This is a genomic window from Bacillus sp. FSL M7-0558, from assembly GCF_038003245.1.
Taxonomy (GTDB): domain Bacteria; phylum Bacillota; class Bacilli; order Bacillales; family Bacillaceae; genus Bacillus; species Bacillus pumilus.
Map to the genome: position 1 here is coordinate 1868460 of NZ_JBBOOU010000001.1, position 12821 is coordinate 1881280.

Genomic DNA, 12821 nt, shown 5'->3' on the forward strand with positions numbered 1-12821 from the left:
TTCTTCTCCTTCACGTGCGTGTATTATTTTAGCATAACTCATGAAAAGAAAGATATGGCTCAGCATATGATGGTATGATAGTGTCAAAAGATACATCTCGGAGGGGTACGTTTTGCTCACAATGACATTGGCAGAAAAAATCGTAGACGAGGTCAAAAAGGTGCTGACTGAGGAAATCATCATTACACAAACAAACGGCACCATCATAGCGGCAACAGATCCAGCGCGCATTGGTCAATTTCATGAAGGGGCATATTTGACATCCTTTGAAGGACAAAAACGAATCCTCACAAAGGATGATGAGCAACGAATGAAAGGTGTCAAAGCTGGCATCAATCTGCCTATTTATTTTAAGCAAGAGGTCATTGGTGTGATTGGGATGACAGGAAATCCCGTCCATGTCTCTCCATTTGGCGAAATATTACGAAAAATGACCGAATTGCTCATTCAAGAACATGAATTTTTTCTAGAAACGGAAACCGATGAACGGCAGCTTGAAGCGTTTGTGTTCGACTGGCTTCACCTGCCAGAGACAGCCATCGATCTCACTGAAAAAGCAGCGCGGCTTCAGCTTGATATCAATAAGCAGCGTGTGGTCGTCCTCATTGATTGTCACAATGAATCGTTTATGAAGCAGGATCAATATAAAAAAGTGAAGGAAATGCTGCATCTCACCAATCAGGAAATGATCGTCCGCTGGGGACATGCCCGCTTTTTGCTCATGCTGCAAACCTCGGCAAATGATCGTGATACTTTGCGGCAGCGTCTTTTTCACATCCATGCTGCGCTCACCGCACGTCCTAAGTCAAAGGTTTTGATAGGTGCGGGAAAACCTGCAGCTGGACAGATGATGAAGCAATCATTTCATCAAGCCTTTCGTGCCTTAAAAATGGCGAATACAGATACACCGATTGTGTTTGATGAAGATTTAACACTTGAACTTTTTATAGAAGAAGTGAGTCAGGAAACAAAAGAAGTGTTCCTTGATCGAACGATTGTCCCGCTTCTCCCCTACCCTGAGCTAGTGAAAACATTGCGTGTACTCATGACGTCAGATTGCTCATTGAAATATACTGCGGAAGCGATGCACGTACATATCAATACACTGCATTACAGGCTAAAACGTATCCAAGATTTAACAACACTTGATCCGAAACGCATGCAGGATGCGATGCTCTTTTATTTAGCCTTGATGCTATTAGATCATCATCCAAATAAACGAGGCGAGAAGCCCGATATTTTGTAGAATCGTCCATAGGCATGAGGCGATTCTTTTTTTATACTGAAAGAAACGGTATGTCTAATCAGTAGGAGTGAATGCGTATGTTAAATTCTGAATTTTTAAATCAATTAAAAAAGATTGTCGGTGCGTCTCATGTACAGGGCAGTAAAGCTGATCGGCTTGCTTACTCTTATGATGCAACGCCTAATTTTCAGCATATGCCAGATGTGATCGTAAGCCCGCACACGGCTGAGGAGATCCAGCAAATTGTTCGGCTCTGCGCCTCATATAAGGTGCCGATTGTGCCAAGAGGATCTGGAACAAACCTTTGTGCAGGAACCTGTCCTACACAAGGTGGACTTGTGATGTTGTTTACAAGAATGAACCAATTCATCGAAATAGACGAAGAAAACCTGACCGCAACGGTCCAGCCTGGCTTGATCACACAGGAACTCATTCGCCAAGTAGAGGCAAGAGGCCTTTTCTATCCACCAGATCCAAGCTCGATGAAAATTTCGACGTTAGGCGGCAATATTAATGAAAATTCAGGTGGGCTTCGGGGGTTAAAATATGGCGTGACGAGAGATTATGTACTTGGGCTTGAAGTGGTTCTGCCAAACGGCGACATCGTCAAAACGGGCGGCAAGCTCGCCAAGGACGTGGCCGGGTATGATATGACCCGTTTATTTGTTGGATCAGAAGGAACGCTCGGAATAGTTACTGAAGCTACGCTAAAGCTTTTGCCGCTTCCAGAAACCAAACAAACGATGCTTTGCTTATATGAAAGCCTTGAGGAAGCAGCTGCATCAGTTTCGGCGATTATTGCAGAGCGTATCATCCCCGCCATATTAGAATTTATGGATCAGCCGACACTAGAAGTCGTTGAAGACTTTGCCAAAATTGGCCTCCCGACTGACGTTCAAGCGGTGCTATTAATCGAACAGGATGGCAACCCTGAGGCTGTTTCCCGTGATATGCAAAACATCGCAAAGGTCTGTCAGCAGCACGGTGCAAAAGAAGTGAATATCGCACACTCTGAAGAAGAAGCAAGTGCCCTTTTAACAGCGAGGCGAGCCGCTTTATCTGCCCTCGCCCGTTTAAGCCCTACGACGATTTTAGAAGATGCCACAGTTCCCCGATCTGAAATTGCGAACATGGTGCGGGCGATCGAAGACATTGCGAGAGAGTACGACGTGAAAATCTGTACATTTGGCCATGCAGGTGACGGAAATCTGCACCCTACTTGTGCAACTGATGCAAGAAATGAAGAAGAAATGAAGCGAGTTGAAGAAGCCTTTCAGGCTATTTTTGAAAAAGCAGTCTCCCTTGGCGGCACCATTACGGGTGAGCATGGTGTGGGTCTAATGAAAGCCCCCTATTTGGAGCTAAAGGTCAAAAAAGAAGGAATCGCTGCAATGAAAGCGATCAAACAAGCGCTAGATCCAGCAAATATCATGAATCCTGATAAGGTGTTTGGAAAAGCAGCAAGGAAGCGAGTGGTGGTCTCATGAATTCCTCTAAACAAACAGAGATTCAGCAAACATTTCAACAGCAAATGGATGAAAAGGAGCTGCTCAATTGCATGCGCTGCGGCTTTTGCCTTCCTTCCTGCCCTACTTATATTGAATCGGGTCAACAAGAAACGCACTCGCCCCGCGGCCGAATTGCTTTAATGAAGGCGGTAAGAGACGGCGTGATTGAGCCTGATGAAGATGTCGAACATTCATTGAATCTTTGTCTTGGCTGCCGTGCATGTGAACCGGTCTGCCCCTCAGGCGTCAAATATGGACGTTTACTTGAGGATGCAAGAGACATCATTCAGCAGCACAAAAAACAATCCCTTCCTGTCAAATTTGTGAGACGTGTTGTGTTTAAAGGACTCTTTCCTTCCCAAAGCCGGATGCGTCAAGCGGCTGGACTACTGCGATTTTATCAAACCTCTGGTCTGCAAACGGCCGCCCGCAAGTCTGGCATGCTAAAGGTACTTCCGCCGCATTTACAGCTGATGGAAGAGGCTCTTCCAAAGGTGCCGCGTCAACAAAAAAGCCGTGCGTTAGAATACAAAGCCATTGGCACAGCAAGAAAACGTGTCGCCTTTTTTACTGGCTGTTTAATGGACACCGTTTTTTCCAGCACAAACGAAGCGACCATCCAGCTTTTGCAGCTGGCCGGCTGTGACGTTGTCGTCCCTCCTGTTCAGACGTGCTGCGGTGCACTTCATGGTCATAGTGGAGAAAAAGAGCAAGCGAAAGAGCTAGCAAGGCGGAATATTGAAGCATTTGAGGAGATTGAGGCAGATGCCATTGTCATGAATGCGGGCGGATGTGGTGCCTTTTTAAGTGATTATGATCATTTACTAAAGAATGATCCGTCTTTTCAAAAGCGAGGTGAAGCCTTCTCACAGAAAATCACGGATATATCAGACATTCTCGTGGAGTTGGAATTTCACGGCCGTACGCCGCTTGCTTTGCCAGAGCAAGTCATCACCTATCAAGATTCCTGTCATTTGCGGAACGGAATGGGTGTACAGCAAGCGCCAAGGGTGCTCATGAAGGCAATTCAAGGGGTATCATTTAAAGAAATGAAGGATGCCGACCGCTGCTGCGGATCCGCCGGAATTTATAATATCTTGCAGCCACAAATGTCGATGAAAATTTTAGATCATAAAATGACAGAAGCTAGTCAAACAGCTGCGGCTGCTATTGTCACGTCCAATCCAGGCTGCCAGCTGCAAATGGCAGCAGGTATCAAACGTTCAGGACAATCGAACAGCATGCGTGCTGTTCATCTCGTAGATTTATTATTAGAAGCGGTTCAATATGGAAAAGAAGCGTCCAGCACATCAAGCTGAACGCTTTTTTCATGCATATCTTCCGTCAATTGGTTGGATAATAGAGGCAAATTGCGGAAGGAGATGGTTCAAGTGCTGAAGAAAAACAACCAACATCAAAAGGACCCAAATTCAGTATTTGAGGCATTGTCACGTTCCTCTGATTTTACAAACGAGTTGTCACGAAGTGAAGGTTTTCTTTATCGAATTTCTTTTTTTCGTTCTTTAATTAATGGGCATCTACTCCATGAACAAATTTTGCCCTGCATGAAAGAATTACATCTCACCCCCACTCTTGAGGAGCTGAAAGAACGAATTCCCATTGAACAGTCCGTCATCACGACCGATCTTCAGGAAGTGGAAAAAGCGCTTCATCGAGGGAATATGGCCATTCGTCTTGAAACGGACTGGGGTAAAGCGCTTCTGATCCCGATTGAAGAAAAGAAAGGCAGACAAGTAGGTCCGCCTGAGATAGAATTTGGCATTATTAGTGCACAGGAAGCATTTGTGGAGGTTTTGGATACCAATTTAAATTTGGTCAGACGGCGGCTGCCGACACCGAACCTGAAAGTGTCAGAAAAGACGGTTGGCACGCTTTCGCAAACAAAAGTAGCGGTGTTATATATTGAAGAGATTGCTAATCCGACAAACATTGAAACCGTTCTCCAGCGTATTGAAGACATTGATTTTGATCAAATTTTAGATGCAAATTACCTTGCACAGATGCTTTATGATGTGTCCAATACGATCTTTCCGTTGTTTTTAAATACAGAAAGACCCGACCGCGTCTCTTCAGGTTTATCAGAAGGGAAAATTGCCATATTAGTGGATGGCTCGCCTCATGTCTTGCTTGCCCCGACGATTTTACTTGAGTATTTTTCCACTATGGAAGACTACAATATGTCGTGGATTGCGGCTTCTTGCTTTAGGCTGTTACGCATATTTGCTGTGATATTTTCCATTTTTGCGACACCTTTATATGTAGCCGTTTTAACGTTTCATTATGAGCTAATTCCAAAAGACTTATTAGAAACCATTGTGTCCTCCCGCTATCTTGTTCCATTTCCTCCAATCATTGAGGCGCTATTTTTAGAGATTTCGATTGAATTACTAAGAGAAGCGGGTTCGAGGCTTCCAGCTAAAGTCGGTCAGACGCTCGGGATTGTTGGAGGGATTGTCATTGGACAGGCTGCTGTGGCAGCAGGATTAACAAGTAATATTTTACTCATTATTGTTGCACTTTCTGCTCTTGCCTCATTTGTCACCCCTATTTACAAAATGGGCAGTGCCATTCGGCTGCTGAGATTTCCCTTTCTACTTGCGGCACAGGTGTGGGGTGCATTAGGTATTGCAGTGATGGGATCATTCCTTCTCACCCATTTAATGAAATTAACGTCTATTGGACGTCCGTATCTAGAGCCTATTTTTCCGCTGCGCCTGACAGATCTAAAGGGCAGTTTAATTCGTCCTCAGCTTCGTTTTTTGAATAAAAGACCGGAAAATTTACGCCCGCAAAATGAAACCATCCATCGGCAAAAGCCTAAGCAAGGCCGTAAGGGGAAAAATGATTTTTATGAATAAGGAAGTGAAAGCATGAGTTCTTCTTCTGTAAAAGAGAAATTTCAAGTTTCCCCTTTTTTTTTGTTTTTTCTCGTTAATGCTAATCAAGTTGGTGTTGGCATTTTAAACTTTCAAACAAACCTTGTTCGTTCTATGAATAATGATGGATGGATCGCCATTCTGATTTCTGGCTTCAGTGTCAATGTCATGATCTTTCTTATGTACATGATGTTTAAAAAGGCCCCTTCGGATGAATTTGGTGATATCACGCAATATGTATTTGGCAAGTGGGTTGGGCAATTATTCAACATTCTCTATATCTTATATTTTGCTTCTTTGTCGTTGACCGTTCTCGTCCATTATATGGATGTGATCCATGTATGGCTGTTTAAAGAAATTCCTGGTCTATTGTTTGCGTCTGTACTTCTGCTGCTCGTGTATTACATTCATACCGGCGGGTTTAGAACGATTGCTGGATGGGCATTTTTTAGTATTGTACTGACGTATTGGATGACGTTTATTTGTTTTTATGCCATGAAATATAGTCACATTCGTTTCATGTTCCCGATGTTTGATCATACATTTTCCCAGCTGTTGATGGGAGTCAAAGATGCTTCATTATCCATGTTTGGTTTTGGCACACTGCTTGTCTATTATCCCTTTATTAAACATGCGCAGACGTCTCAAAAATTTGCTCACATGGGGGCATTATTTACGACATGCTTAAATTTACTCGTCTTTCTCGTCTCCATTGCGTATTACTCAAGTGCTCAGCTTAAATTAACAAAATGGCCGACGTTAACGTTAACAAGCATTGTGAAGCTCCCGTTTATCCAGCGCTTTGAATTTATCGAAGTGTCTCTTTGGCTGCTTTTAATCATTCCGAATATCGCGATTCCACTGTGGGCCGCGAGCCGAATGGCAAAACAAGTGCTTCATACAAGCCAGCGCGTCACGTTCATCGCGCTCAGCATCCTCATTCTGGTCATGTTTTCATTTTTTACGGGGGCGACTTCTTTTGAAACCTTTAACCAATGGGTGGAATATAGCGGATACTTTCTTGTATATGGCTTGATTGTCTGTATGGTTATTGGACTGATGTTGAAAAAAAGGTGGGTGAAAAAACGAGCATGAAACATTATATACTCACGGGTCTCATGTTGTTTAGTCTCTTCTTAACTAGCTGTGCACAGCCTCGCCTTTTAGATGAATTAAATATCTCTCAGGCGGCAGGATTTGATTTAATCGAAGATGGAGAAATGAAGGGCTTCTTTGTCTTCCCTGTCTTTAAAAGTGAGGAGCAAGGAAGTTATCAAATATTAAGCGCAAGGTCAAATACCATTAGTAATATTCAGTTTCTCGTATCAGAAAAATCACCTTTTCCAGTCGTCATGGGTCAGGTGCTCGTTATTTTAGTGAGTGAAAAATTAGCAAAGGAAGTCGGCATGATCGATTTAATGAATTACATTTATCGTGATCCTATCATTGGTTCACGCCAAGTGTTTGCGATTGTAGGCGGAGAAGTTGAAGACTTATTATATACAAAAATGAATCAAACGAACTTAAATATAGGTGTGTATCTCTCTGATCTGTTGTCCCAAAATATGCGAAATGGCAATCAACCTGTCACTAATCAGCATATTTTCATGAATCAGATGCTGGCAAAAGGAGTCGATGCTTACCTGCCTTACATCAAGAAAACGAGCAACGCCATTAAAGTCACAGGAGTTGCTCTGTTTGATCAGGAAAAAATGGTCGGTCATATCCCTGGAGAAGACACGTTCACATTTAAAGCGATGATTGAAAATCATAAAAATGGTATCTACGAGTTTCAATTGGCTGATCAAGCAAAGACCCATGTCGTCATTGAAAATATCAAATCACATGTGTCCTACCAGATCAAACCAACGAATAACCTAACAAAAAAGCCTCATATCACGATTGATATCAAGCTAAAAGGTGAATTAAAAGAGTTCATGAAATCCAAAAAAATTGATAAACCGAATATATTGGACCAAGTCGAAAAAGAAGTAGAAAAACATGTCGTTCAGCAAGGACAAGACCTTGTTCAGTCCTTTAAAAAGCAACATATTGATCCGCTTGGGCTAGGCTTAAGGTATCGATCAAAAGACAAAGCCATGACACCAGAAAAATGGCAGGAAATCTATCCTGATGCGGATGTACTAGTTAAATGCCATATGAAAATTGTACAAACTGGTGTCAGTCAATAAAGGAGTTGGAAATTATTCGAAAATATCTTCTTTATTGTTCAATATGGTAGACACGTTCGTTTTGACTCTTGGAACGCCATCTTTTTGAAGATAGTCATTTAAAGTGTTCTCTACTTCACTTTTATCTGTGTGAAGGATCTTAGGTGAACATTGTTCCACAAGGACCGGTCTATTCCCTTTAGCACAGTGTGTCATTGTTTCAAGGGCAATTAAACTGAAAGGTCTTCCTTTGTCTAGCCATGTTTTCATTCTATCCCAGGTTGGACAGCTTAAGGCTGCCAGCCTTCCCCAATGAACGTGAAAATGAGTGCAAGTGACCTCCATCCAATTTAATACTTTGTTAGAGTGGAAACGGTACAGACAGATAAAAGCTGCTGTCGGTAATTCTTTTTCACTGATCGATTTCAATTTTTCTATTACATGTTGTAAACCTTCATCTTCTGGCAAACTGCTGGCCGCTGCCCATGAAAGTGGATAAAGAAATTCTTCGTCAGCCTGATTCACCAGTTCCCTTACCCACCCAGCGGCAGATGTACCTAAAACATCAGCCACAATTTCTAACATGCGTGATTTCACTTCGATATGCTGAGTCTCATCGAACCGGCTTTGAACAGAGTCTAAGGTCCTTTGCTGATCATGCTGTTTCAGCGCATCAATGACATCATCCTCAAGAAACCACCTAGTAATTGAGAAGTCTATTAAAGACGCCAAATCTTGCCGCACGTCTTGTAATGTGGGGGCTTTATCTTCTTTGGTGACGATGACACCATCCAAAGCCTGTCCATCCTCTCCATAAAAGTCATCATGCAGTAAAAATTGTTTAGGAGAATGGAGAACGGCTAAGTTATACCATTCAATCGGTCGTAAAGAATTGTTGAGTAGTCTCTTGTGACACGGCTGACATAATTGATAAGGTTGTTTCGGTTCATCAGTATCTTCTACCACATTCATTGCGTTTTTTTGACAGGCTTCACATAAGACGACTTTTTCCACTCCATTCACTTCCTTTGAATCTAATCTTCATCCTTTACATCTGGATCTTCAGGAATCGGTTCATTTAAAATCTCTTGGACGAGCTCTTTGTATTGTTCAAGCTGCTTCATATGCGTTTGAAACTGTCCTTGATAAATGAGATATGATTCTCCGTCAAATACAAAACGGATCTTTTTTTGCTGAATTAATTTCTCAATATACGCCTCTGATACTTCTAAGTATTCAGCTGTTTCTTCGATTGTTAAATACATGTTAATGCACCACCCGTTCGTTTCATCTAACAAATTATATCATGATCTGTTGAAAAAAACGGAAGCCGCCTGTTCATATTTTCTTTCCTGATATCATGATAACAAGTGTTCAGCAAGTAGATCGTCTAGGTGCGAGCAAATATGGTATGATAAAGTTTGCTAGATGGGCGTTTTTCGGTTTGACCTTCAGAGAGGTAAGCGGAAAGCAGACTCATGAGAAAAGCAAAACAAGCATAGGCTTTTATAAGGATGCTTGAAGAAAATTCGTATTTAAAGGCAGAGTGAAATGAATGGGAACCTTGTTTAATGAAATTTTAACTTGGCTGACAAGCCTTGGTTATGTAGGTGTAGCACTAGGTCTGATGATTGAAATCATTCCGAGCGAAATTGTTCTTGCTTATGGCGGATATATGGTGTCGACAGGAACAATCGGTTTTGTTGGAGCTGTTATCGCTGGCGTCATCGGAGGTACGCTCGCACAGTGTTTTATATACTGGATCGGTCTTTATGGCGGAAGACCCTTTTTAACAAAGTACGGAAAATACTTATTCATCCATGAGCATCACATCGCCACTGCAGAGCGCTGGTTTGATCGATATGGTACCGGTGTAGTGTTTACAGCACGCTTTATTCCTGTTGTGCGCCATGCCATCTCCATTCCAGCGGGTATTGCCAAAATGCCTTTTTTGAAATTTGTCCTCTTGACAGGATTAGCAGCCATCCCTTGGTCGATCTTATTTATCTATCTCGGTATGCAGCTTGGGACAAAGTGGGACCACATTCAAAGTGTTGCTCACGCTTATACCACTCCTATTATGGCCATTGCGATTGTCCTGATCGTTCTCTATTTCGTCTTAAAAAAAATTCGTACGAACCGAAAACGGACAATCTAATGAAAAGCGCCTTCCACTGATCTAGTGAAAGGCGTTTTTTCTATGAGTGTAAGGATTGTTTTTTCATATATTGAGATAATTCCATAATCATTGCACCCATTCTCTCAAGTGACGGGGCGAGAATCCGGTCAATTCCCTCTTCTTTTAAAGCTTCAGCTGTGACTTTTCCAACAGCTACTGCCAGTACGGGCTGCTCGAATAGCGCTTGGAGTTCTTCTTTTCTTCCCCATTTTGCCGCTAGTGTGAAAAAGGCGTGCACCTGAACAGCGGTTGTAAAACAGACGGCTTGGACTTTTCCATCTTTCATTTCTTGAAGCAATGTTTCTGCGGCTTCTGGTTCAGGTGGTGTGTGCTGATAAGGTAAAAGCGGCAATACATCTGCCCCTTTGTCATGTAAAAACTTCATGAGAGCCGGAGCGTTTTCTCCGTGCAGCTGCACCATGACACGTTTGCCTTGAAACTCTTTGCCTTCAAGCTTTGAGATTAGGTCACGCACCGTTCCATCTTCATCAGATACGTCTAGCTGAATTCCGCGTTTTTTGAGTGCAGCATAGGTTTTGTATCCTCTTGAAGCAATCTGTGCATTTGATAGAATGTGCATAAATTCTTCCCCTAAATGAAGCTCTTCTGCACTCTCAATTAATGTATCAGTCCCGATACCCGTTGTTAAAATCACCCAATCGGCGCCTTTTTTCACAAAGGTTTCAATGCCTGGCTTTAACTCCTCTTTGGCTAAAAATACGGTTCCTTGAAGAGAACGAATAACGGCTTGTCCCCCTTGCTTTTCGACAAGTGTACGCATTTCTTCTGTTTTTCTCGTTCCACAAATGGCAATCGTTTTTCCAGCTAAGCCTTTACTCAATTTTATCCCTCTTTTTCTATCACATTTGATATGTATTAAATATAGATTTATTTGGAAGACGTTGCAAGTGTCTACTAAAAAAGAGCTTGACGTTTCGGTCTAATTCGAGTATCTTTTGTAAGTGCAAATTGTAGGAGGTCATTATGGAAAAACAGAATGTTCAAGCTTATCGATTATCAATTGCAGACCCAACACCACTTGGTTTGTTTGGTTTAGCAATGGTGACGCTCGTTGCGTCCTCACAAAAACTAGGAATTACAGATGGCACTTCCCTTATTTTACCTTGGGCTATCTTCCTTGGAGGCATCGCGCAGCTGATCGCGTCCATACAAGATTCAAAGCATCAAAATATTTTTGGAGCCACTGCCTTTGGCGCATTCGGTCTTTTTTGGATGGGCGTTGGTACGACTTGGCTCATTCAAGCGGGCGTTTTTGGGAAAACGCTTGCGGAAGCAGCAGATCCAAAACAACTAGGTTTTGCGTTTATCGGATATTTAATTTTCAGCTTGTTTATGACGATTGGTGCAATGGAAACACATAAAGTATTATTTTTGATTTTCGTCTTTATTGATTTCTTATTCCTTGGTCTTTCCCTAAGCTCATTTGGTGTGATGTACGATGTGACTCATACCATTGCCGGTATTGCAGAATTGATCATTTCCCTGCTTTCTTTTTATGGTTCAGCAGCAGTTGTTCTCAATACTCATTTTGGCCGTACTGTACTGCCAATTGGACAACCATTTCGTATTTTTACAAAAGCATAAGTAAAAAAAGAACTGCTTTGTGCAGTTCTTTTTTATGTTTATTTTTCTTGTGCCTCTTGGAAGATCTCGCTGATGATTTCATATGAACGCATTCTTTCTTGATGGTCAAACATATCCGAATTAATCATCACTTCGTCTGCTTGAGTAGCTTCAACAAAGGCTTCCAATTCTTTTTTCACCTTTTCTTTATCCCCGATCATTGTCGAACTTAATTGTTCATCCACCATCGCTTTTTCATATGGACTCCAAAGGCCGTCCATACTGTCGACAGGCGCTTTGAGTTTTCCTGGAGTATTTCGAATGAGACTCAAAAACCGCTGATAATGAGAGGTTGCCAAATATTCAGCCCGCTCTGTTTGATCTGCAGCAAAAGCTGTCACCCCCACCATGGCATAAGGCTCTTTCAACACATCAGAAGGTCTAAATGACTGTCTATACAACTCTAAAGCAGGAATTGTATTTTTAGGTGAAAAATGTGCCGCAAAGGCAAATGGCAATCCAAGCTCTCCTGCAAGTCTTGCGCTAAAACCGCTTGAACCAAGCAGCCAAATCGGAATGTTTAGACCCTCTCCCGGAACGGCTCTTACATGTTTTTTGACCTGTCCAGTTGGTTTAAAATATTGCCGAAGTTCTTCTAGCTGCTCAGGGAAATCTTCTCCATTATGAAGATTACGTCTAAGCGCCCTTGCCGTTAACTGATCTGTCCCTGGTGCTCTGCCAAGACCTAAATCAATTCTCCCCGGATATAATGTCTCAAGTGTGCCGAATTGTTCAGCAATGACAAGTGAAGAGTGGTTTGGCAGCATAATTCCACCAGATCCTACTCGAATTTTTTCGGTTCCGCCAGCAATATACCCAATTAAAACGGACGTTGCTGAACTTGCAACACCTTCCATATTATGGTGTTCTGCCAGCCAGTATCTATGATAACCCCACTTCTCCGCCTTTTTTGCTAAATCCATACTATGTTCAAAAGATTCCTTAATGGAGCCTCCTTCTGTCACAGAGGATAAATTTAAAACGGAATAAGCTGTACGCTGTAAAACTGATTGACTCATAAATGATGTCCCCATTTCTGTCAAAAATCATACTAGTTTCATACTTTCAACACCATAACATAAAATCATCAAACATTTAAATGATTTGATTCGATGATTTTCGAAATGATGATTTTCTAGGTTTTACTTCCAATTTAAAAATTTGCACATAGAATGA

The 12821-nt window shown here is 42.1% G+C and carries 12 protein-coding genes; 8 read left to right on the top strand and 4 right to left on the bottom strand.

From position 1 onward, the window contains the following. Positions 1-112: 112 nt before the first annotated feature. From MHB79_RS09280 to MHB79_RS09305, 6 genes are all read left to right on the top strand, one after another. Entirely contained in the window at positions 113-1246 is a 1134-nt protein-coding gene (locus tag MHB79_RS09280) for a CdaR family transcriptional regulator (RefSeq protein WP_340989587.1), read from the top strand. Between the two features lie 77 nt (positions 1247-1323). Further along, positions 1324-2733: a glycolate oxidase subunit GlcD gene (gene glcD / locus MHB79_RS09285; RefSeq protein WP_340989589.1), complete on the top strand. Its 1410-nt coding sequence runs from the start codon at positions 1324-1326 to the stop codon at positions 2731-2733. Beyond that, positions 2730-4073, top strand: a complete 1344-nt coding sequence (locus MHB79_RS09290; protein WP_340989591.1) for a (Fe-S)-binding protein — start codon at positions 2730-2732, stop codon at positions 4071-4073. Before glcD ends, MHB79_RS09290 begins: the two co-directional genes overlap by 4 nt. 72 nt (positions 4074-4145) lie before the next feature. Beyond that, a complete protein-coding gene (locus MHB79_RS09295) occupies positions 4146-5633 on the top strand; it encodes a spore germination protein (protein ID WP_340989593.1) in 1488 nt (495 codons plus the stop codon). 12 nt (positions 5634-5645) lie between these two features. After that, complete coding sequence (locus MHB79_RS09300; protein WP_106032536.1) at positions 5646-6746, top strand: GerAB/ArcD/ProY family transporter; 1101 nt, start codon at positions 5646-5648, stop codon at positions 6744-6746. Continuing rightward, entirely contained in the window at positions 6743-7843 is a 1101-nt protein-coding gene (locus MHB79_RS09305) for a Ger(x)C family spore germination protein (RefSeq protein ID WP_003212267.1), read from the top strand. Before MHB79_RS09300 ends, MHB79_RS09305 begins: the two co-directional genes overlap by 4 nt. A 12-nt stretch (positions 7844-7855) precedes the next feature. On the opposite strand, the gene MHB79_RS09310 is transcribed toward MHB79_RS09305, so the two are convergent. Both MHB79_RS09310 and MHB79_RS09315 read right to left on the bottom strand, forming a co-directional pair. After that, positions 7856-8836, bottom strand: coding sequence for a hypothetical protein (locus MHB79_RS09310; protein WP_268493877.1), 981 nt, complete (start codon positions 8834-8836; stop codon positions 7856-7858). A 20-nt stretch (positions 8837-8856) separates the two neighbouring features. Further along, positions 8857-9087 carry an excisionase family DNA-binding protein gene (locus tag MHB79_RS09315; RefSeq protein WP_050944821.1) on the bottom strand — a complete coding sequence of 77 codons (231 nt, stop codon included), beginning with the start codon at positions 9085-9087 and terminating at the stop codon, positions 8857-8859. 290 nt (positions 9088-9377) lie between these two features. Between MHB79_RS09315 and MHB79_RS09320 the strand changes: the two genes are divergently transcribed. Then, the gene (locus tag MHB79_RS09320) at positions 9378-9980 is read left to right on the top strand and encodes a DedA family protein (protein ID WP_095285257.1); all 603 of its coding nucleotides are present in this window, start codon (positions 9378-9380) and stop codon (positions 9978-9980) included. 40 nt (positions 9981-10020) lie between these two features. Here MHB79_RS09320 and MHB79_RS09325 read toward each other — a convergent pair whose 3' ends face one another. Then, positions 10021-10842, bottom strand: coding sequence for a uroporphyrinogen-III synthase (locus MHB79_RS09325; protein WP_340989598.1), 822 nt, complete (start codon positions 10840-10842; stop codon positions 10021-10023). 143 nt (positions 10843-10985) lie between these two features. On the opposite strand from MHB79_RS09325, the gene MHB79_RS09330 reads away from it, so the two are divergent. Continuing rightward, entirely contained in the window at positions 10986-11606 is a 621-nt protein-coding gene (locus MHB79_RS09330) for an acetate uptake transporter (RefSeq protein WP_050944818.1), read from the top strand. A gap of 38 nt (positions 11607-11644) precedes the next feature. On the opposite strand, the gene MHB79_RS09335 is transcribed toward MHB79_RS09330, so the two are convergent. After that, positions 11645-12664 carry an LLM class flavin-dependent oxidoreductase gene (locus MHB79_RS09335; RefSeq protein WP_106028836.1) on the bottom strand — a complete coding sequence of 340 codons (1020 nt, stop codon included), beginning with the start codon at positions 12662-12664 and terminating at the stop codon, positions 11645-11647. Positions 12665-12821: the final 157 nt, after the last annotated feature.